This window comes from Duganella sp. CF402 (assembly GCF_900109645.1).
Classification (GTDB): Bacteria; Pseudomonadota; Gammaproteobacteria; order Burkholderiales; family Burkholderiaceae_D; genus Rugamonas.
Genome location: NZ_FOBG01000002.1, coordinates 375,333 through 397,419, shown reverse-complemented (window position 1 = coordinate 397,419; position 22,087 = coordinate 375,333). Strand labels below are relative to the sequence as shown.

9 protein-coding genes are annotated in these 22,087 nt (G+C 63.2%); 6 read left to right on the top strand and 3 right to left on the bottom strand.

Going from position 1 to position 22,087, the window contains the following annotated elements; genetic code table 11:
- The first annotated feature begins 27 nt into the window (after positions 1 to 27).
- From BMZ70_RS19840 to tldD, 3 genes are read left to right on the top strand one after another with little or no spacing between them, the layout of a single operon-like run.
- Positions 28 to 4,212, top strand: a complete 4,185-nt coding sequence (locus BMZ70_RS19840; protein WP_092278630.1) for a YhdP family protein — start codon at positions 28 to 30, stop codon at positions 4,210 to 4,212.
- A gap of 2 nt (positions 4,213 to 4,214) precedes the next feature.
- On the top strand, positions 4,215 to 5,012 hold the full coding sequence (locus tag BMZ70_RS19835) for a carbon-nitrogen hydrolase family protein (protein ID WP_092278629.1): 798 nt from the start codon (positions 4,215 to 4,217) through the stop codon (positions 5,010 to 5,012).
- A 42-nt stretch (positions 5,013 to 5,054) separates the two neighbouring features.
- A complete protein-coding gene (gene tldD / locus BMZ70_RS19830) occupies positions 5,055 to 6,515 on the top strand; it encodes a metalloprotease TldD (protein ID WP_092278627.1) in 1,461 nt (486 codons plus the stop codon).
- A 98-nt stretch (positions 6,516 to 6,613) separates the two neighbouring features.
- Here tldD and BMZ70_RS19825 read toward each other — a convergent pair whose 3' ends face one another.
- Positions 6,614 to 9,187 carry a TonB-dependent receptor gene (locus BMZ70_RS19825; protein ID WP_229205511.1) on the bottom strand — a complete coding sequence of 858 codons (2,574 nt, stop codon included), beginning with the start codon at positions 9,185 to 9,187 and terminating at the stop codon, positions 6,614 to 6,616.
- A 536-nt stretch (positions 9,188 to 9,723) separates the two neighbouring features.
- Between BMZ70_RS19825 and aroG the strand changes: the two genes are divergently transcribed.
- Together aroG and BMZ70_RS19815 are read left to right on the top strand one after the other, a co-directional pair.
- Positions 9,724 to 10,803 (top strand): 3-deoxy-7-phosphoheptulonate synthase AroG, encoded by a 1,080-nt coding sequence (gene aroG / locus BMZ70_RS19820; protein WP_092278623.1) that lies wholly within the window; start codon positions 9,724 to 9,726, stop codon positions 10,801 to 10,803.
- Between the two features lie 89 nt (positions 10,804 to 10,892).
- Positions 10,893 to 13,769: a TonB-dependent receptor domain-containing protein gene (locus BMZ70_RS19815; protein ID WP_092278621.1), complete on the top strand. Its 2,877-nt coding sequence runs from the start codon at positions 10,893 to 10,895 to the stop codon at positions 13,767 to 13,769.
- A 56-nt stretch (positions 13,770 to 13,825) separates the two neighbouring features.
- Here BMZ70_RS19815 and BMZ70_RS19810 read toward each other — a convergent pair whose 3' ends face one another.
- Positions 13,826 to 16,702, bottom strand: a complete 2,877-nt coding sequence (locus tag BMZ70_RS19810; protein WP_229205510.1) for a TonB-dependent receptor domain-containing protein — start codon at positions 16,700 to 16,702, stop codon at positions 13,826 to 13,828.
- A gap of 432 nt (positions 16,703 to 17,134) precedes the next feature.
- Positions 17,135 to 19,975: a TonB-dependent receptor domain-containing protein gene (locus BMZ70_RS19805; RefSeq protein ID WP_092278617.1), complete on the bottom strand. Its 2,841-nt coding sequence runs from the start codon at positions 19,973 to 19,975 to the stop codon at positions 17,135 to 17,137.
- A gap of 354 nt (positions 19,976 to 20,329) precedes the next feature.
- Between BMZ70_RS19805 and BMZ70_RS19800 the strand changes: the two genes are divergently transcribed.
- The gene (locus BMZ70_RS19800) at positions 20,330 to 22,084 is read left to right on the top strand and encodes an ABC transporter substrate-binding protein (RefSeq protein WP_092278615.1); all 1,755 of its coding nucleotides are present in this window, start codon (positions 20,330 to 20,332) and stop codon (positions 22,082 to 22,084) included.
- Positions 22,085 to 22,087: the final 3 nt, after the last annotated feature.

Genomic DNA, 22,087 nt, shown 5'->3' with positions numbered 1-22,087 from the left:
AGTATGGCCTGATTTATTAGCGGATTAATGCAAAAACCAGAAGAGGAGACCGTGACAGGCGAAGGCCCGTTGGCCGCGCGTTGGCATCGGCTCCGTGCCGCCTACCGGATTTGCAATCTGGCCACCCACCATGTGCTGGGCTTCACCCTGAAGCTGGCGCTGCTGTTGTATTTTGCCTTCACCATCCTGTTCCTGACGCTGCGTTACGCGGTGCTGCCGAATATCGACCATTACAAGCATGATATCGAGCGCGCGGCCAGCCAGGCGGTTGGCAACCGGGTCACGATTGACCGCGTGTACGCCTCGTGGAACGGCTTCCGGCCCAACCTGTTCCTGGGCGACGTGGTGCTGCACGACCAGCAGGGGCGCCCGGCGCTGACCCTGCCAAGCGTGTCGGCCACGCTGTCGTGGTGGACCGCCGTCACGGCCCAGTTGCGCTTCCATGTGCTGGAACTGAACCGCCCCCAGCTCGACATCGTGCGCGAAGCTGATGGCCGCCTGTTCGTGGCCGGCATGTATATCGACCTCAACAAACCGAGTGACGGCAAGGGCCTGGACTGGCTGCTGATCCAGCGCGATATCGTCATCCGCGAAGGCCGTGTCGGCTGGACCGACCGCCAGCGCGCCGCGCCGCCGCTGGCGCTGGACAATGTGACGCTGGTGCTGCGCAACCAGTGGCTGCATCACCAGCTGTCGTTGCGCGCCGCGCCGCCGGCCGCGCTGGCCGCGCCGCTCGACCTGCGCGCCGACTTCACCCATCCGGCCTTTGGCGCGCGCACTTCCAACTTCTCCATGTGGAAGGGCGAAGTCTACGCCGATATCCGCAATACCGACCTGCAGGCCTGGAAGACCTGGCTCGACTATCCGTTTGAACTGAGCAGCGGCAGCGGTTCGCTGCGCGCCTGGGTCGGCGTCGACCAGTCGCGCCTGACCGGCTTTACCGCCGATGTCGGCCTGGCCAATATCACTGCCGTGCTGGGCAAGGAATTGCCGCTGCTCGATTTGCAGCAGATGAGCGGGCGCATCGCTGCGCGGGAAGATCTCCGTCCGGCGCCGGGCCGCAAGGGCGCGGCCACGCCGGCCTTTGGCGCGCTGGGCCACAGCGTCGAGCTGCGCGACCTGACCCTGGTCACGCGCGACGGGCTGGTGATGGCGCCCACCTCGCTGTCCGAAACCTATGTGGCGGCGGCCGGCGCCAAGCCGGAAAAAGTCGAATTGCGCGCGCGCCAGCTGGACCTGCAAACCCTGGCCGGCCTGGCCGAGCGCCTGCCGCTGAAACCGCACCAGCACCAGATGGTGGCCAGCTTCGCGCCGCAGGGCTTGCTGAAAAACTTCTCGGCTGAATGGCAGGGCGCCTTCCCGGCCTTGCAGTCCTACCGCATCAAGGGCGACCTGGTCGGGCTGGGCCTGAAGCCGCAGCCGCCGCGCCTGGCCCAGCCCAAGCAGGGCAAGATCCCGGCGATTGCCGGCATGCCGGCGATTCCCGGTTTCGACAACCTCACCGGTTCGATCGACGCCACCGAAAAGGGCGGCAGCTTCAACCTCAATTCGCAGCAACTGGTGCTGCAGATGCCGGACTACTTCGCCGAAGCATCGATGCCGTTCGACCATCTCAACTTGAAGGCGCGCTGGTCGTTTGAAGCCGACAACCAGCTGCTGTTCCAGATCGACAGCATGGACTTCGAGCAGGAAGGCATGAGCGGCACGCTGCAAGGCACGCATACCATACCGCTGGCCGCCAAAGGGCCGGGCAAGGCCGACCTGAGCGGCACGCTGACCGGCTTCCAGCTCAACCGCATCGGCCGCTACCTGCCGATGCAAACGCCGCACGAGCTGCAGCACTGGCTGACCGGCGCGCTGGAAGGCGGCGTGGCCAGCGACGTGTCAGTGCGCCTGCGCGGCGAGCTGGCGCACTTCCCGTTCCACGGCGAGAACAAGGCCAAGGGCGAGTTCCGCGTGGCCGGCAAGCTCACCGACGGCAAACTCAACTATGAGCCCGGCTACTATCTGCACGACGGCAAGACGCTGGGCAAGGACGGCAAGCCGCTGCCGCTGTGGCCGCAGGCCGAGCACATCAAGGGCAGCTTCGTGTTCGAGCGCGCGCGCATGGAAATCCACGGCGACACCGCCACCACCGGCGGCGTCGCACTCAGCAATGTGAAGGCGGTGATCCCGGATCTGGCGATCCACGATTCGATGCTGGAAATCGACGGCAACGCCGCCGGACCGATGCAGGAATTCCTCAAGTACGTGGCCAACAGCCCGGTGCTGGAATGGATCTCGCACTTCACCGACGAAACGCAGGCCAGCGGCAACGGCAAGCTGGCGCTGAGCCTGCGCATTCCGCTGGCGCACGCCATTGATACCAAGGTCAACGGCACGCTGCAATTGCAGAACAACGACATCACCCTGATGAACGACATGCCGGTGGTGCAGTCGGCACAAGGCAAGATCGAATTCAATGAACACGGCGTGAATCTGAACCAGCTGTCCGGCAATTTCCTCGGCGGCCCGGTATCGATTACCGGCGGCAGCCAGAAGGACAATACCATCGTCGTCAGGCTGGGCGGGTTGATGACCGCTGAGGGCTTCCGCCAGACTTACCAGATGCCGGCCATGCAGCGCCTGGCCGATCATTTCTCGGGCGGTACGCGCTACGCTGGCACGGTCACGGTGCGCGACCACCAGGTGGTGGTGGCGGTCGACTCCAGCCTCACCGGGCTGGGACTGGACTTGCCGGCGCCGGTGAAGAAAAGCGTGACCGACACCATGCCGCTGCGCTTTCTCTTGACCAGCGGCCTGACGCCGGATGCGGGCGGCCTGCTGCACGATGATATCCGCATTTCGCTGGGCACCGGCGTTGCCGCGCGCTACCAGCGCCAGAAGCTGAGCAACAGCAAGCAGCACTGGAAACTGGTGCGCGGCGGCATCGGCGTCAACACGCCGGCGCCGGAGCCGGACAGCGGCCTGGCCTTCAACATCAACCTGCGCGAGCTCAACGCCGACAACTGGCTGGACTTTGCCGACGCCGTAGCCGGCAAGGGCGCGACGTCATCGGCATCGTCCCCGGACGGCAACGACTTCACCCAATACGTGATGCCGGACACCATCGCCGCGCGCGCCAGCGAACTGGTCATCGGCGACCGTAAGCTGGAAAACATCGTGGTCGGCGCCAGCCACTACCGCAACACCTGGCAGGCCAGCATCGATTCGACCCAGGCCAACGGCTACCTGACCTGGGCCGAGCCGTCCACCGGCGCCGGCCTCGGCAAGGTGACCGCGCGCCTGTCGTCGCTGGTGATACCGGAATCGGCCTCGAACGAAGTGCAAGACCTGTTGGACGGCAAGAGTGCGGCCGCCACCATCCCGGCGCTGGACGTGGTGGTCGAGCGCTTCGAACTGTTCAACAAACAGCTGGGCCGGCTGGAGCTGCAGGCCAACAACGTGCAACTGGCCAATGCGCGCGAGTGGCGCGTCAGCAAACTGTCGCTGGCCAATCCGGATGGCGCATTGAACGGCAACGGCAAGTGGGTCAGCAAGGACGGCGTGCACAACACCACGCTCGACTTCAACCTCGACATCGTTGACGCCGGCAAGCTGCTGGAACGCTTCGGCTTTGCCGATACGCTCAAGGGCGGCAAGGGCTCGCTCAAAGGCGAGATCGCGTGGAAAGGCGTGCCGTACTCGCTGGACTTGCCGAGCCTGTCGGGCCAGATCACCATGAGTGTGGAGAAGGGCCAGTTCCTCAAGCAGGATCCGGGGGCGGCCAAGCTGCTCGGCGTGCTGAGCCTGCAAGCCCTGCCGCGCCTGCTCAAACTGGACTTCCACGACGTGTTCTCGGAAGGCCTGGCGTTTGACGGCATCACCGCCAGCGCCAACATCAACCGTGGCATCGTCAAGACCGACAACCTGAAGATGCACGGCGTGGCCGCCACCGTGCTGATGGACGGCAGTGCCGACATCGCCAACGAAACGGCCAACCTGCACGTGGTGGTGATTCCGGAAGTGAACCTCGGCACCGCGCCGCTGGTGTATGCATTAGCCGTCAATCCTGTGATCGGTTTGGGGAGTTTTTTAGCGCAACTGTTCCTGAGTGCACCAGTGATGAAGGCCTTGACCTATCATATGCAGGTGACCGGCCCGTGGAAAGCACCGGTGGTCACCAAGCTCGACGCTCCTAAAATAGAACCGACCGCGCCACCGAAAGGATAGCCATGCACACCGTCGCCGCCGTACAAATGATTTCCTCGCCGTCCGTGCCGGACAATATCGCCACCGCGCGCCGCCTCGTGACAGAGGCCGCGCAGGACGGCGCCCAGCTGGTGCTGCTGCCGGAATACTGGGCCATCATGGGCCTGAACGATAGTGACAAGGTGAAAGTGGCGGAGCCGCTGGGCAATGGGCCGATCCAGGACTTCATGGCCGGCCTGGCGCGCGAACTGGGCATCTGGCTGATCGGCGGCACCTTGCCGCTGGCCTCGGACGATCCGGAAAAAGTCATCAACACCACGCTGGTGTACAACCCGCAGGGCGAGCACGTCGGCCGCTACGACAAGATCCACCTGTTCGGCTTCACCAAGGGCAGCGAGTCGTACAACGAATCGAAGACCATCGTGCCGGGAACGCATGTGGGCGCATTCGAGGCGCCGTTCGGCAAGGTCGGCATGTCGGTGTGCTACGACCTGCGCTTCCCGGAACTGTTCCGCGCGCTGGGACCGGTGTCCTTGATTGTGGTGCCGGCCGCCTTCACCTATACCACCGGCATGGCGCACTGGGAAATCCTGCTGCGCGCGCGGGCGATTGAAAACCAGTGCTACGTGCTGGCGGCGGCGCAGGGCGGCACCCATCCGAACGGCCGCCGCACCTGGGGCCACAGCATGCTGATCGACCCGTGGGGCGCGGTCAAGTCGGTGCTGGCCGAAGGCGAGGGCGTGGTGGCCGGCGAGATCGACCTCGGCTACATGCAAGGCGTGCGCGACAGCCTGCCGGCGCTGAAACACCGGACCATGTGATATCCACTACAATGCCGGTAATACCTAACTGAAAGCATCACCATGAAGCCATTTGAACCGAACCTGTCCACCCTGGCCGTAGCGCGCGATATCCTGCTGACGCCGTTCGGGCTGGACGAAGGCAAACTGCTCAAGACGCTGGGCAGCATGTTCACGCACAAGGTCGACTATGCAGACCTGTATTTCCAGTTCACCAAGAACGAGGGCTGGAGCCTGGAAGAGGGCATCGTCAAGACCGGCAGTTTCTCGATCGACCAAGGCGTGGGCGTGCGCGCCGTGTCGGGCGACAAGACGGCGTTTTCGTATTCGGATGAGATTTCCGAAGCTGCGCTGATGGATGCCGCTGCCGCCACCCGCACCATCGCCCGTGCTGGCGCTGGCAAGATCAAGGTAGCCGGCGCAACCAACCATGTCGGCGGCCGTTCGCTGTACCTGCCGCATGACCCGCTGGTGTCGCTCGATGCGACCGCCAAGGTCAAGCTGCTGGAGCGCATCGAGAAAATGGCGCGCGCCAAGGATCCACGCGTGGTGCAAGTAATGGCCAGCCTGGCCGGCGAGTACGACGTGGTGCTGGTGGTGCGCAGCGATGGCGTGCTGGCGGCCGATATCCGTCCGCTGGTGCGCGTGTCGCTGACCGTGATCGTGGAGCAGAATGGTCGCCGAGAAATCGGCTCGTCGGGCGGCGGTGGCCGTTACGACTACGGCTACTTCAGCGACACGCTGCTGGATCAGTACGCAACCGACGCAGTCAACTCGGCGGTGGTGAATCTGGATGCGCGTCCTGCACCGGCCGGCCCGATGACCGTGGTGCTTGGCCCTGGCTGGCCGGGCATCCTGCTGCACGAGGCGATCGGTCACGGTCTGGAGGGCGACTTCAACCGCAAAGGTTCGTCGACCTTTGCCGGCCGCATTGGCGACCGCGTGGCGGCCAAGGGCGTGACCGTGGTGGATGACGGCACGCTGGCGGATCGCCGTGGTTCGCTCAACATCGACGATGAAGGCAATCCAACCCAGTGCACCACGCTGATTGAAGACGGCATCCTGAAAGGCTACATCCAGGACACCATGAACGCGCGCCTGATGAAGATGCCGGTGACCGGCAACGCGCGCCGCGAATCGTTCGCGCACCTGCCGATGCCGCGCATGACCAACACCTACATGCTGGGTGGCGACAAGGATCCGGGCGAGATTCTGGCATCGGTGAAGAATGGTTTGTATGCGGTGAACTTTGGCGGTGGCCAGGTCGATATCACCAACGGCAAATTCGTGTTCTCGGCCAGCGAGGCTTACATGATCGAGAATGGCAAGATCACCTACCCGGTGAAAGGCGCTACGCTGATCGGCAACGGTCCGGAAGTGCTGAACCGCGTATCGATGATCGGCAACGACATGAAGCTGGACCCGGGCGTGGGCGTGTGCGGCAAGGAAGGCCAGAGCGTGCCGGTCGGCGTAGGCCAACCGACACTGCGTATCGACGGCGTCACCGTCGGCGGCACGGCATAAAAAATTCGGGGTCAGGTCCGACAATCGGACACGGCCTCTACCGTAGCGTCGCTACGGTAGAGGCCGTGTCCGATTGTCGGACCTGACCCCGAATTGGTTTAGAACTTGTAGGTCGCCTTCACGAAGAAGGTGCGGCCCAGCGGATCGGTGTAGCGTGGGTCGTAGCCGCTCTGGAAGGTCGTACCTTGGTTGGTGTACGGCGGCGCGCTGTCGAACAGGTTCTTGATGCCGGCCGTCAGGTCGACATTCTTGATGCCGCTGTAACCACCCGACAGCGAGAAGGTCGAATACGCACGCACGTGGTGGTAGTACTGCGCCGCCACGTCATTCTCATCCTCATATCCGCTCAGGTACTTGTTGGCGAAGCTCGCGCTCCATACGCCTTTCTTCCAGTTGATAGTCGCGTTGTGCTTCCAGCGGAACACCGGCGCATTGTCGCCATACACGCCGACATTCTCCACAAACTCGCCCCCCGTCTCATTCTGGTACTTGTAGCTGTGCACCCACGTACCGTCGAACTGGAACGTGAAGTCGCCATACTGGCTGCGCGGCAGCTTCCAGCGCAGGCTGGTATCAATGCCTGAAGTCTTCACCTCACCCAGATTATCCAGCACCGCATTCACGTACTGCAGCGTCTTGCCATCAGCCGAGTACACGAAGTAGCTCTTGTACTTCTCGTAGTTGTCGAAGATGGTCGACTCCGCCACCGTGCCGATCGAGTCGCGGATCTTGATGTTGAAGTAGTCGAACGACACGCTGACCGCATTGGTCGGCTCGAACACCACGCCCAGCGCGAAGGTCTTGGATTTTTCCGGCTTCAGGTTGGCGTTGCCGCCGCTGCGGATGTATTGCTGCTGGTTGCAGGACACGTTCGGATTGGCGCCCGCCGCCGCCGTGCCGCCCGGGCACAGCACCGGATCGTCATACGCATTGCTGGTGAAGGTCGAGGTGGCCGGGCCGTGCAGGTCGTACAGCGTCGGCGCGCGGAAGCCGGTGTTGTACGAGGTGCGGAACATCAGCTGCTTGCTGGCTTCCCAGCGCAGGCCAACCTTCGGATTGAAGCTGCCGCCGACGTCGTTGTAGTGGTCGTAACGCGCTGCGGCAGACAGTTCCAGCGACTTGGTCAGCGGCAGGCTCAGTTCCGAGTACAGCGCGGCGATGTTGCGCTGGCCGGACTGGTCTTTCGCGTCGGCATAGCCGGAGCTCGAGGCTTGCGAAGCCAGTTCGGTGTTCACATCGTAGGTGGCTTTGTCGTGACGGAATTCGGAGCCGATGGCGAAGCCGACGCCGCCTGCCGGCAGCTGATAAATCTCGCGGCTGATCTTGCCGTCGACGCCGACGCTGGTCATCCTGGCGGCCAGGTATTCACCGCGCAGCTGGGCCGCATCGATGTAGGCCTGGCCGGCCGCTGATTGCTCGCCGAACGGATTCAGCACACCGCTCAGTACGCCCGCCTTGATCAGCGAATCGTTGGTGTAGCCGCCGGCGAACGCGCTGGAAGCCTTGCTGACGCCATAGGTCAGGCCGACGTTGTAGTCCCAGCCGGCCACCAAACCCTCCGACGCCAGTACCAGGCGGTCGGAGATCGAGGTGTCGTAGCCCTGGCGCTTGCCGGCTGCTACGGTGCGCCAGTTGATGGTCAGGTTTTCACCGGTCAGGCCAGCCACGGCCGGTACGCCGGCGCTGCCGCCAGGGTAGTACGGGCTGGCCGAGGTCATGGTGATGCCGGTCAACGGCGATGGCGCGATTGCGCTGGCGTTGGTCGAGCGGCTGTGCAGGTACTCGATCGTGGCAATATTGTCTTCGTTGAGCTTGAAGGTGGCCTTGCCCAGCAAGGACTCCTGCTGTGTCTTCGGAATATCCTGGATGTAGGCCACGGTGTTGGTGCGGCAGGTGCCGTTGGCGCTGTTGGCGATCAGGCCTTTGCCGACGCAGCCGCTGGCGTAGTACGGGTTGCCGGTGATGCCGTTGTCCGAGTAGAAGTTGCCCGGCTGCGAGGTGCCGCTGCTGTTGTTCACGCCCTTGTCGGCGCGCACGCTGGTGCTGGAGAAGTCGCGGTCGGCCGCGTCCAGTGCGGTCTGCTTGTGGAAGTCGGCCACGCCGAACACATTCCAGCCATCCTTGTTCAGGTCGCCGTAGCCGCCCGAGATGTTGAGGCGCGATTCGGCGCCGGCGCCGCTCGCTTGCGGCTGATAGCGTTCCACGCTGACCGAGCCGCCTTGCACCGAGCGCTTGGTGATGAAGTTGATCACGCCGCCGATGGCGTCGGTGCCGTAGATGGCCGAGGCGCCGTCGCGCAGCACTTCCACGCGGTCCAGCGCCGATACCGGAATGATGTTCAGGTCAACCGAGGAGCCGTTGAACGGGTGGCTCGCCAGGCGGCGGCCGTTCAGCAGGACCAGGGTCTTGTTGCTGCCCAGGCCGCGCAGGTCGGCGGTGGCGATGCCGCCGGTGCCGGAACCGACCGACTGCGTGCTGCCGGTCGAGCTCTGGTTCATCGACAAGGTGTTCATCACCTCGGCGGCGGTGGTCAGGCCTTGCTTCTCGAAGTCGGATGCCTTGATGCTGGTGATCGGCAGCGCCGTTTCGGTGGCCAGGCGTTTGATGCTGGAACCAGTCACTTCAACGCGCTGGATAGTGCCGTCGTCGGTTTGCGCAACGGCTGCGTGCATGCCAACAACGAGGCCGCCGGCAAACATTACGCGCAGAGATCGGGTAAGAGCTCTTTCAATCATCATGGGTTGGTTACTCCTGATTTTGTTTTGGGGTTTTGGATGCCCATCAAAACATTCAAGTGGCGACTCAGACAATGAACGAAAGATAATTGTGCGGATATCCAACAGTAGCAAACAAACGCACATGTAAAGACGAGTTTTTGTGCAAATGCCCGCCTGCCGCATTTTCAGGGCGGGAAAACGTTACATCCGGTCACAATGGATAAGATGTAAAGACGACTTTGAGGATGTAAAGTTTTGTAGGGAGGCTTTCTGACCGAAAAAAAATCGCTTGCCAAGCCCGGAACTCTGGCGTTATAGTCAATCCATGACCAAATTCTTCTTTACCGGCTGGTTTTACTTTAGCTATCCAACCCTAGGCGGTGGAGTTAGCGGCCGGTGCACGTAGAAGCAAAACGAGTCCCAGCAAATTCCTAAAAAACCGCCTCACACGAGGCGGTTTTTTTTTACCTCAAACTTCTTGGAGAACAGCAATGCCCCGTACCGATGATTTGCGCATCCGCGAGATGAAGGAACTGACGCCACCGTCCCACCTGATCCGCGAGTATGCGTGCACGGAAGCAGCGGAGCAGACGGCCGCCAACGCCCGCGTGGCGCTGCACCGCATCCTGCACGGCCAGGACGACCGCCTGATGGTGGTGATCGGCCCATGCTCGATCCACGACCCGAAAGCGGCAATGGAATATGCGCGCCGCCTGATCACGCTGCGCAAGGAACTGGCCGGCGACCTGGAAATCGTGATGCGCGTGTACTTCGAGAAGCCGCGCACCACGGTGGGCTGGAAGGGCCTGATCAACGATCCGTACATGGACAACAGCTTCCGCATCAACGACGGCCTGCGCATGGCGCGCGAACTGCTGCGCGACATCAACGAGCTGGGCCTGCCGGCCGGCACCGAGTTCCTCGATGTGATCTCGCCGCAGTACATCGCCGACCTGATCTCGTGGGGCGCGATTGGCGCCCGCACCACCGAGTCGCAGGTGCACCGCGAGCTGGCTTCCGGCCTGTCGTGCCCGGTCGGCTTCAAGAACGGCACCGACGGCAATGTGCGCATCGCGGTGGACGCCATCAAGGCGGCGTCGCAGCCGCACCACTTCCTGTCGGTGACCAAGGGCGGCCACTCGGCCATCGTGTCGACCAACGGTAACGAGGATTGCCACATCATCCTGCGCGGCGGCAAGGCGCCCAACTACGACGCGGCCAGCGTGGACGAAGCCTGCAAGGCGATCGCCGCGCAAGGTTTGGCGGCGCGCCTGATGATCGACGCTTCGCACGCCAACAGCTCGAAGAAGCCGGAAAACCAGGTGCCGGTGTGCGCCGACATCGCCGGCCAGGTGGCCGGCGGCGAACAGCGCATCGTTGGTGTGATGGTGGAGTCGCACCTGGTGGCCGGCCGCCAGGACCTGGTGCCGGGCAAGGAGCTGACCTACGGCCAGTCGGTCACCGACGGCTGCATCGACTGGGACAGCAGCGTGCAAGTGCTGCAAGGCCTGGCCGCCGCCGTGCGCCAGCGCCGCATTGCCACGCAAGCGCGCGAAGCCGCCGCCAAGTAAAGGACGTCTCTTCTCGTTGAACCGAATTCCCGGCGCGCTGTCTAAACAGCCGCAGCCGGTGAATTCGAATAACAACGAGGAGATTCGTCATGATGCAAACCAGAGTATGGTCCCGTTCACTGGGACTGGTATTTTCCGTAGCGCTGCCGGCCTGGGCGCAAGATGCACCTGCAGACCAGCCCATGCAGCGGGTGGAGATCACGGGGTCGTCAATCAAGCGCATCCAGCAGGAAGGCGCGTTGCCGGTGCAGGTGCTGACCGCAGCACAGATCAAGCAGACCGGCGCCGCGTCGGCCACCGACCTGATCCAGATGCTGCCGTCGATGCAGGGCTTTGTGCCGTCATCGAGCTCGGTCAACGGCGGCGGCGGCGGCGTGACCACCGCCTCGCTGCACTCGCTGCCGTCCAAGTACACGCTGGTGCTGCTGGATGGCCAGCGCATGGCGCCGAGCGCCATCGGCAACGGGCAGGGCGGCGGCTTTGCGGTCAACCTGTCCAGCATTCCGCTGGAAGCGGTGGAGCGGGTCGAAATCCTGAGCGACGGCGCCTCGGCGCTGTACGGCTCGGACGCGATCGCCGGCGTGGTCAACTTCATACTGAAAAAAAACAAGAACGATGGCGAGGCTTACGCCACCTACGGCCAGCCGCGCAAGAACGGCGGCGCGTGGAGCAGCGCCGGCATCACCAAGGGCTGGGGCGATATCGATAGCCAGGGCTGGAACGTGCTGGCCTCGTACAGCCATGAAGAGCTGGAACGCATCACCGCCTTGCAGCGCGACTTCTCGGCGCGCGGCGCTTTTTTCCGCTTCAACAGCGGCGGCCGGCAGTATTACTTCGACCAGCGCACCGGCAATACCGAGCCGGCCAACATCACCTTCAACGCGCGCCCCATCGGCTCGAGCGGGGACACCGCCGGCTATGCGATCAATCCCTATCTGGCGGCCAACGGCAACTGCGGCAGCGCGCTGGCCGGTCCGCTCGCTACGCAGTGCCGTTTCAACTACGCGGCCACGGTGGAAGATGTGCCGGGCAGCCGGCGCGACAGCGGCCTGCTCAAGGCCAGCATCAAGCTCAACGACAGCACCACGGCCTGGGCCGAGCTGGTGTTGTCGCAGTACGCGATGACGGCGCAGTTCGCGCCGTCGGCACAGCCGATGGGGGTGAATGCGAGCACCCGCTTTCCCGGTTTGTATGCGCGCTATGTGCAACCCTATCTCGCCGCCAACGGCCTGGAGAACCCGAGCGGCAACGCCACGCTGGGCTACCGCTCGGTGCTGATCGGCGGCCGCGCCGACCAGTACCAGACCACTGCGCGCCACTTCGCCGCCGGTATTGACGGCGCGGCCTACGGCTGGACTTACAACGCGTCGCTGATCCTGTCGCAGGCCAGGCTGAAGGACACGGCGGCCGGCGGCTATTCGGACTTCAATCTGCTGAACGAGCTGGTGGCGAGCGACCAGTACGATCCCGTGATCGGGCGCGGCGCCGACCAGCTGAAAGGCGCGCTGCTGAACGGCACGGTATTCTCGCGCACCAGGTCGACCCTGAACACGCTGCACGCCGGCGCCCAGCACGACCTGTTCGCGCTGCCCGGCGGCGCCGCCATCATCTCGGCCGGCGGCGATTATTCGAAGACCAGGTACGTCATCGATTACAACCCGCTGATCCTGGCCAACTCCGGCTTCTCGACCCAGCCGGCGTCGGCCAACTATCCGGTCGGCGGCAGCTACGGCCAGGTGCCGTTCGGCGCGCGGCGCGACAGCTGGGGCGTGTTTACCGAAATGCTGTTCCCGGTGGCCAAAACGCTGGAAGCCACGCTGTCCGGCCGCTACGACAGCTACGACAAGGTGCACAGCGATTACATTTTCGCCAGCGTGCCCGACGCCAGCGGCCTGGTGCCGCAACTGCCCAGCGGCGATATCGGCAATACCGCCAGCGCCGGCACCTACAAGCTCAGCGTGAAATGGACGCCGGCCGACAGCCTGCTGCTGCGGGCTTCCTACGCCAGCGGCTTCAAGGCGCCCAACATCAGCGACATCGCCGGCGCCAACACCTTCAACGGCAGCACGGCCGGCAGCTACGCCTGTCCCTTCCCCGGTTCCACCGGCTGCCTGGTGGGGCAGGCGCAGTACGATTTGCTGATCGGCCCCAACAGCCTGGGCGGCGCCGAAGGCTTGCAGCCGGAGAAGTCGAAACAGTGGACGCTGGGCGGCCGCATCGAACCGCGGCGCGGCCTGTCGCTGGGGCTGGATGTGTGGAATGTGCGGATCCGCAACCAGGTGCTGTCGGCCGGCGTACCGGAGCAGGTCGGCTTTGCCAGTCCGCAGCAGTACCAGCACCTGTTCGTCAATCCGTATCCGGACCCGGCCGGCTACACCACCATCGCCTATCTGCTGGCGCCAATCAACGGCGGCGAGGCCAACTATCGCGGCATCGACTGGGACTTCAGCTATCGCGGCAAGAGCCGCGTTGGCGACTGGCGCGCCGGCTGGGACGGCACTTATATGCTCACGCAGAATTACACCACCACGGCGGGCGGCGCGGTGCAGTCCAACCTCGGCCGCTTCGGCCCCGACAACGGCGTGGTGTTCCGCGTGCAGAGCAACCTGAGCCTGAGCCTCACCACCGGCAAGCTGACCAACACGCTGACGGCGCACTACAAGTCCGGCTATCACGACCAGGCTTATCCGGTCGATACGGCGGTGTTTGCGGTGAACCCGGATGGCAGTGTGGGCGAGTCGGTGGCGTTCGCCGGCTTGTGGACGCCGTCGTACACCACCGTTGACTGGCAGGGCAAATATGAATTCGGCCGCTTCACGCTGACGGCCGGCATCAAGAACCTGTTCGACCGCGATCCGCCGTTCACGCTGCAGAACGCCGGCGGCGGCAACCAGATCGGCTATGACGGCCGCTACGCCGACCCGGCCGGCCGCGCGTTCTACCTGAGCGGCAATGTCAGGTTTTAACCCCCCATGAAAAAAGGGCTCCCGAAGGAGCCCTTTTGCGTCACGCCGTTAACCGATTAGAAGCGGTATTGGGCGGTCAGGTAGAAGGTACGGCCCAGTGGGTCGGCGTAACGGCCGTCGTAGCCCACTTGGTTACCACCACCCGAGTTGCGGATCGAGAACGGTGGATCGCGGTCCAGCAGGTTGCGGATGCCGGCGGTGATGGTCAGGCCTTTCACGTAGTTCAGCTTGGCTTGCCAGTCGAGCGTGGTGTACGAGCTGACGTCGTGGTCGGTCAGGTCGACCACGCCACCGATGGTGCCGTCGGCGTTGACGCTGCGCACAGCGGCGTCGTCGGCGGTCAGCGGCTTGTCGTGGTAGCCCGAACGGTAGTTCACGGTCAGCGAGTTCGACAGCTTATCCGAGCTCTTCAGGGTGAAGATCATGCGGCTGACCACGCGGAACACCACGTCATCGTAGGAGTCGAAGCGGCCGATCGATTGCTCGTTGATCATCTTGCCGGTGATTGGATCCGGGGTTGCCTGTTCAGCTTTCAGCATGTAGGTACCGGTCCAGTTGACGCTGGCCTTGCCGATCGGGGTGGCCGAGCGGAAGGTGGTGTCCCAGTCCAGACCTTGGTAGCGCGACGAAGCCAGATTCTGCGGGCTGCGGATCGCCACCAGCACGTTGCTCTTCTGGATAGGGTCAGCGTACACGGTGATGTACTGTTGGGCCAGCGACGAGTTCTGGTCAAACAGCTGATCCTGCGAGAAGGTGCGGATCTGGTTCTTCAGCTTCACATCCCACCAGTCCAGACCGAACGACAGCGACGAGGTTGGCTCGACGCGGAAGCCCAGGGTCGATTGCTTCGAGGTCTCAGCTTTCAGTGCCTTGGCGCCGGTGTTCGGGTTGCCGCTGTCCAGCAGGCCGTATTCCGACGAACCTGGACGGCACAGTTTCGAACGCGGATCGGTCGGGATGGTGATCGGGCATGGGAACGCGTTCGACGAACCGGCGTTTTTCAGCGGGTCGGCGATGTTGTTCAGGGTCGGGGCCTTGAAGCCGGTACCATACGAACCACGGACCAGTACCGACTGGACCGGGGTCCAGCGTGCAGCCAGCTTGTAGGTGGCTTTGGCGACGTCTTCGCCCAGCTTGCCTGCCTGGGAAGCCTTGCCGGCCGTATCGTAGCTGGTGTTGTGCTTCTCAACCGCGTCGTAGCTGTCGTAACGGACCGCAGCGGTGGTTTCCAGCGTCTTGGTCACTGGCATCAGCAACTCGGCGAACGCGCCCCAGTTCTGGCGGCTGGCGTCCAGCGCTTGCGAGCCGGTACCGCCACCGATTTCGGTGTCGGTGAAACCTGGATTGCCAGGGCCTGGACCCATCGCGATTTTCGATGGGGTGTCCTTGTAGGTTTGCTTGGTGAAGTCGGCGCCGGTACCCAGGGCAGCAGTGCCGCCTGGCAGCTCGAACACTTCACGCGAGGCCTTGACGCTGGCGATGTCGAGCTTCGACTTGATCTCGCCCAGGTCCTGGTGCAGCACGGCGTCAGCCAGCACGGCAGCTGCGCCGGACGCCGAGACGAACGGGTTGTACTTGCCGGTGCGGATCAGTTCTTCGAACTTGTTGCCGCTCATGTAGCCGGCGAGCGCCTTGTCGGTCTGCTTGTTCTGCGAGTGGGTGAACGATGCGCCCAGGTCCCAGCCAGCGTAGTTGCTGTCCACGCCCACCACGAAGTGCAGCGCGTCGGTGCGGTACTCGTCGGTACGGCCGCCGGCGTCGGCGCCGCGGTAGTAGAACAGCGCGTCGGTGACGTCAGCGGCGTTGATGCCCTGGCTGGCCAGCAGCGGCACGACGGCGCTGTTGTAGGCGCCGATGTAGGCCGGGTTGACGGTTTTGACGCCGGTGTCGGCATCGGTGCTGAACACGGTCAGCGGCTGTGCAGCTGGTGCGTAGCGCGCGGTGTTGGTGAACTTGGAAACCACCAGTTCGCTGTACGCGGTGGTGTCTTTGCCCAGTTTCAGCGAGCCGTTGGCGAACACGCTGTCGCGTTTCAGCTCAGGCAGCAGTTGCACGGTGGCGGCGTAGTCGAAACGGCAGGCGCCGCTGCGCGAGAAGGTGTTCTTCTGGGTGCAACCGTTTTTGGTCAGCAGGTCGGTGTTCAGCACGACGTCGTCGTCGGCGGTCACGACTTCGACGTTGGCCGGGGTCGAGTTGATCGAGGTCTGCCAGGTGGCGTACTGCTTGCCCTTGTGGCTGAATTTGTGCACGCCCGATTTGGCGAAATCACGGTCGGTGGCGTTCAGCTCTTTCTGCTCATCGTGGCTGTACGATACCTGGACGTTGAAGCCGTCCGAATCCAGGTTGCCCCAGCCTTTGCTGATCGAGAAGTTGCTCGACTTGCCGCCTTTTTCCTGTGGCGAGTTGAAGGTACCTTCCACCACCAGGTCGGTCTGGTTTTTCTTCAGGATGAAGTTGATTACGCCGGCGATGGCGTCCGAACCGTACAGGGTCGAAGCGCCGTCGGTCAGGATCTCAACGCGCTCAACGGCCGACAGCGGGATGCTGGCCAGGTTGACGGCGCTGCCGGTGCCGTACGGCGCCATGCGGCGGCCGTTCAGCAGCACCAGGGTGTACTGGGTGCCGATAGCGTGGATGGAAGCGGTTTGCACGCCGCCGCCGCCGCCGTTGACCGATGCCGACGAGGTGATGAAACCTTGCATCGATGGCAGCTGGGCGACCAGGTCGGCCACGTTTTGTACGCCGCTTTGCTCGATATCGGCGCGGGACAGGGTCTGCACTGGCAGCGAACCTTCCTTGGCGATACGTTTGATCGACGAACCGGTAATCTCGACACGGGCGACCACATCGGCTTCGGCGGCCTGTTGGGCCATCGCTGCATGCATACCCAAGGCCAGACCGCCAGCGCAGATGATGCGCACGGAACGGGCCATTACTGTTTCAACCATCATTATGTAGCTCCCATTGAAAACGATAAACACGCGAGTGTATTTTTTGTACCGGCAAAGACCGGCGAAGGAAACGTTGGTGTTTCCTTCATTTCCCCATCAAATCACTTGCTGATATTTGCTGTCAATGTGCAAACTTACGTAAAAGTATGTAAAGCGGACAGTTGCTCGGCGTGCCAAATTCGCCCGAAAAACGCTCTAATTTGGTGCAATTGGCCTTGGAGGGATATGAAACATTGATTTGCTATCAAAAAAAAAGCGAAAATATCGTGTCAATGTGGGAATCCTGTCACATTTTGGTGCGTGGCAATTTTCTGAACCTTTCTTAATGGCGATACACGGCGTTACATTTATGCGACAGAAAAACCCGGGCGCGCCAGTGGCGGGCCCGGGTTGGATGGCCTCAGGGAGGCGGGTTTAGAACTTGTACGAGCCGGTCAGGTAGAAGGTGCGGCCCAGCGGGTCGGCGTAGCGGCCATCGTAGCCCGACTGGTTGCCGCCACCAGCGTTGCGGATGGTGAACGGTGGCGCGATGTCGGCCAGGTTCTTGATGCCGGCGGTGAGCGTGAACTGCTTGCCCAGCTGCGCCTTGGTCTGCCAGTCGAAGGTGGTGTAGGAACTGACCTTGCGGCTGATCGGCACGTAGTCGCCCAGCGTACCGTCGGCCAGCACTTCGCGCACCACCGAATCATCCTCGTTGTACACCTGGTCGGTGTAGCCCGAGTGATAGTTGGCGGTCAGCGCGTGGGTGAAGCGGCCGGTGTTGAGCGAGGCGGTCAGCTTCGAGATCCAGCGGAAGGTCACTTCGGCGTAGGAGTTGAAGCGGCCGATGTTCTTTTCCAGCCCGGTGCCCGGGGTTTCCTGTTCCGCCTTGGTCATGAAGGTGCCGGTCCACTGCAGGCTGGCGCGGCCCAGCTTGGTGTTGACCTTGTAGGTGTGGTCCCAGTCGATGCCCTGGTAGTGCGAGCTGGCCAGGTTGAACGGGGTCAGCGCGGCCACCAGCACGTTTTGCTTCTGGATCGGGTCGTAGTAGGTGCGCAGCAGGCTGTCATACACGGCCGGGTTGTTGAACACCAGGTCTTCCGACAGGGTCTGGATCTGGTTGCGCAGTTTCACGTCCCAGAAGTCGAAGCCGAGCGACAGGTTGTTGAACGGCTCGACGCGGATGCCCAACGTGGCTTGTTTCGATTCCTCCGGCTTGAGCGCGCCGTCGCCGGTGGCGGCGTTGCCGCCCGACAGCAGGCCGTATTCCGACGAGCCAGGGTTGCACAGCTTGTAGCGGGCGTCGCTGGCGTTGGTGATCGGGCAGGCGTGGAACTGCGACGAACCGCCGTTCACCAGCGGCTTGACGATGTTGGTCATGCTCGGCGCCTTGAAGCCGGTGCCGTAGGAGCCGCGGATCAGCACCGATTCCACCGGATTCCAGCGCAGCGCCAGCTTGTAGGTGGCCTTGCTGGCCGCCTCGCCCTGTTTGCCCGGCGCGATCAGGTTGCCGTCGGTGTCGAAGTTCTTGTTGTTGGTGACGGCGCTGAAGTCGTCGTAGCGGCCTGACACGGTCAGGTCCATGTTTTTCAGCACTGGCAGCAGCAGCTCGCCGTAGGCGCCCCAGTTCTTGCGGTTGGCGTCGATCGGCAGGGCGCCGGCGCCGCCGCCGACGATGGCGTCGGTGAAGTCCGGCTGCTGCTTGTTCTGGCCCTGCGAGTACGCATCCGGCGCTTCCGAGTAGGCCTGGCGGGTGAAGTCGGCGCCCACGGCCAGCTGGGCGGCGCCGGCCGGCAGGTTGAACACTTCGCCCGAACCGCTGGCCTGGACCATGTCGATCTTCGACTTGGTCACGCTGAAGACATTGTGCAGCACGGCCGAGGCCAGCGCCGCCTGCGAGGTGCCCGGCGCCGCGAACGGATCGAACTTGCCGGCTGCTACCAGCGCATCGAAGGCGTTCAGGCTCATGTAGCCGCCGGCGGCGGTGTCGGTCTGCTTGTTTTCCGAGTGGGTGTAGGCGGCGCGCCAGTCGATGCCCTTGTAGGTGCCGTCGAAGCCGAAGGCGGCGTGCTTGGCGATGGTCTTGTATTCGTCGGCGCGGCCGCCGGCGTCGACCAGACGCAGGTTCATGGTCACGCTGTTGACGGTGGCGTCGGCCGGCACGCCGAGGCGGCTCAGGTAGGGCGTGATGTACTTGGCGTACAGCGGGCTGCTCAGCGACAAGCCCAGCGGCTGCGCCGGCGCCGCGTACTGGGCGGTGTTGGCGAACGACGAGATCAAGCCTTCGGCAAAGAAGTTGAGGTTGTCGTTGATCTTGACGTTGAGCGAGCCGAAGCCGCTGTCGCGTTTCAGGGCAGGCGTGTTTTGCACGGTGGCGGCGTAGTCGTACAGGCAGCGGTTGCCGACCTTGAACAGGTTGGCGCCGTTGCAGGTGCCGGTGGCGAACAGGTTGGGGCTGAAGGCGGCGCTGCTGACGGTGCCGTCGGCCTTGGTGTACTTGACGGTGGCGGTGCCCGGGATCGAGTTCGAGCTCAGTTGATACAGGCTGTAGGCCTTGCCGTTGTTGTAGAACGGGATCACGCCGGATTTGGAGAACTCGCTGTCCTTGGCCCACGAGGCCTTGCTCTCATCGTGCGAGACCGACAGCAGCAGGTTGTAGCCATCCTTCTCGAGGTCGCCCCAGCCCTTGGAAATCGAGGCGGTCGAGGTGGTGCCGCCGCTGCTGCGCGGCTGGCTGTAGGAGGCTTCGACCACGGCGTCCTGCTGGTTTTTCTTCAGGATGAAGTTGACCACGCCGGCAATCGCGTCCGAGCCGTACAAGGTGTTGGCGCCGTCGGTCAGGATCTCGACCCGCTCGACCGCCGCCAGCGGGATGCTGGCCAGGTTGACGGTGGAGCCGGAGGTCGATGGCGCCAGGCGGCGGCCGTTCAGCAGCACCAGGGTGTAGCCTTCGCCGATGGCGTGGATGGAGGCGGTCTGCATGCCGCCGCCGCCGCCGTTGACCGACATCGACGAGGTGGTGAAGCCTTGCATCGACGGCAGCGTGGCGATCAGGTCGGCCACGTTGCTGGCGCCGGACTGCTCGATTTGCAGCTTGGACAGGGTTTGCACTGGCAATGCGCCTTCGGCGGTAATGCGCTTAATGCTCGAACCGGTGATTTCCACGCGCTGGATAGGCGTGTCGGTGCTCTGTGCCATCGCCGCTTGCATGCCGAGCGCGAGGCCACTGGCGCAGATCAGACGTACCGATCGCGACAATACGGTTTCAACCATCATTATTTTTAGCTCCCAATGAAAACGATGAACAACGGGTGTGTTCTTTTCGTTTTTTTATCAAAGCATTCGGCTTAATTGATCGTCAACGCAACGGGAGCGGGCGCAGCGCGCACCAACATGAGGCTAATTTTGTGAAAAGCGGTTTGAAATTGCTGGAAATACTGATTTGCTTGCGAAAAGCTAGTAAATCTACGGATGGCTTGCACCAATTAACGCAAAGCCAACAAGTGTAAATCTGGGTTAATGCTGCCATAGCGTTACTTCCGGGCGACAAATCCGCGCCTGAAAAAAATGCGGCAGTTTGGTATGGATGTTGTATTGTGGATAGTATTTTCGGTGGCGTGAGGATGGGGTATGCAGGGCTTGAAGTGGGTGGCGGCAGCGATGCTGGCGATGAGTTGCGCGACGGCCGCGCCGGTGAAGACCCTGCGCTATATCCTGCCGGCCGCCGAGGCCAGTTTCGACCCGGTACAGGTGCGCGACTATTACACCGGCCACATCACCGAAGCCATCTTCGAAACGCTGTACACCTACGATTACCTGGCGCGCCCGGTGCAACTGGCGCCGGAGACGGCGGCCGCACTGCCGCAAGTGGCGGCCGACGGCAAGACCTACCTGATCCGTTTGAAGCCCGGCAGCTACTTCACGCCCGACCCGGCCTTCGGCGGCAAGCCGCGCGAGCTGACCGTGGCCGATTACGTCTACTCCTGGAAGCGCCTGTTCGATCCGCGCCTGGCCTCGCCCAATGCCTGGCTGTTGGAAGGCAAGGTGGTGGGGCTGGATGCACTGGCCGCGCAGGCGCAGAAGACCGGCCGCTTCGACTACGACGCGCCGGTGGCCGGGCTGGAAATCGTCGACCGCTACACGCTGCGCATCCATCTCACGCACACCGACTTCAACCTCGGCATGATCCTGGCGTACGCGCCGCTGGCGGCGGTGGCGCATGAGGTGGTGGACAAATACGGCGACAGCAAGGGCGAGGTGGCCGGCCATCCGGTCGGCACCGGCGTCTATAAGCTGGGGCAGTGGATACGCGGCAGCCGCATCGTGTTGGAAGAGAATACCGGCCACCTGCCCGAAGTGTGGGACTTCAAGCCGAGTGCACCGGGCGACGAGCGCATCGTGCAGCAGATGCAGGGCAAGAAGATCCCGCAGATCGGCCGCATTGAAATCAGCGTGCAGCTGGAAGACCAGTCGCGCTGGCTGTCCTTTATCAGCGGCGGCGCCGATGTGTTCTGGCTGGAGGGCGCGCTGTCGCCCAAGGCGCTGGTCGATGGCAAGCTGCGGCCGGAGCTGGCGGCGCATGGCGTGCAGCTGTCGCGCATCGTCGATCCTGAGCTCAGCTATTACTACTGGAATATGCGCGACCCGGTGGTGGGCGGTTTTAGCAAGGAGAAGATCGCCTTGCGCCGCGCCATCGCGATGGCACATGACGTCGACGAGGAAATCCGGCTGGTGCTGAACGGCGAGGCGCAGCGCCTGCCGTTCCCGATTCCTTCCGGCGTGGCGGGGCACGATCCGGCTTACCAGCCGCTGCTGCGCTACGACCCGGTGCTGGCCAACCAGCTGCTGGACCGCTACGGCTACAAGAAAGGCGCGGACGGTTGGCGCACCCAGCCGGACGGCAAGCCGCTGGTCATCACTTACACCTCGCGCAACGAGGCCAACGGCGTGCTGATGGCGGAGCTGTGGCGCAAGACCTACAACCGGCTCGGCATCCGCATGGAGAACCAGCGCATGATTTTCAGCGATATGCAGAAGGCGGAAACGCTGTGCAAGATCCCGACGCGCACCTATCAATGGCTGGCCGATTATCCCGATGGCGACAATTTCATGCAGCTGTTCTACGGCGGGAACATCGGCCAGAACAACAACGGCTGCTATCAGGACCCGCAATTCGATGCGTGGTACGAAGCCAGCCACCGCATGCCGCCGGGACCCGAGCGCGATGCGCTGTACCGCAAGATGGCACGCCAGCTGGAAGTGCAGGCGGCGGCCATGCCGGCCTTCTCGCGCTATCGCAATATGCTGGCGCAGCCGCGCGTGCTGGGGTATAAAAAGCATCCCATCCTGCATCAGGAATGGAAGTACATCGACATCAAGGATTAAGAG

Bases quoted from the DNA above. Each gene is read 5' to 3' on its own strand.
- BMZ70_RS19840 (WP_092278630.1), top strand. From the start codon at position 28: ATGCAAAAACCAGAAGAGGAGACCGTGACAGGCGAAGGCCCGTTGGCC.
- BMZ70_RS19835 (WP_092278629.1), top strand. From the start codon at position 4,215: ATGCACACCGTCGCCGCCGTACAAATGATTTCCTCGCCGTCCGTGCCG.
- tldD (WP_092278627.1), top strand. From the start codon at position 5,055: ATGAAGCCATTTGAACCGAACCTGTCCACCCTGGCCGTAGCGCGCGAT.
- BMZ70_RS19825 (WP_229205511.1), bottom strand. From the start codon at position 9,187: ATGCACGCAGCCGTTGCGCAAACCGACGACGGCACTATCCAGCGCGTT.
- aroG (WP_092278623.1), top strand. From the start codon at position 9,724: ATGCCCCGTACCGATGATTTGCGCATCCGCGAGATGAAGGAACTGACG.
- BMZ70_RS19815 (WP_092278621.1), top strand. From the start codon at position 10,893: ATGATGCAAACCAGAGTATGGTCCCGTTCACTGGGACTGGTATTTTCC.
- BMZ70_RS19810 (WP_229205510.1), bottom strand. From the start codon at position 16,702: ATGGCCCGTTCCGTGCGCATCATCTGCGCTGGCGGTCTGGCCTTGGGT.
- BMZ70_RS19805 (WP_092278617.1), bottom strand. From the start codon at position 19,975: ATGATGGTTGAAACCGTATTGTCGCGATCGGTACGTCTGATCTGCGCC.
- BMZ70_RS19800 (WP_092278615.1), top strand. From the start codon at position 20,330: ATGCAGGGCTTGAAGTGGGTGGCGGCAGCGATGCTGGCGATGAGTTGC.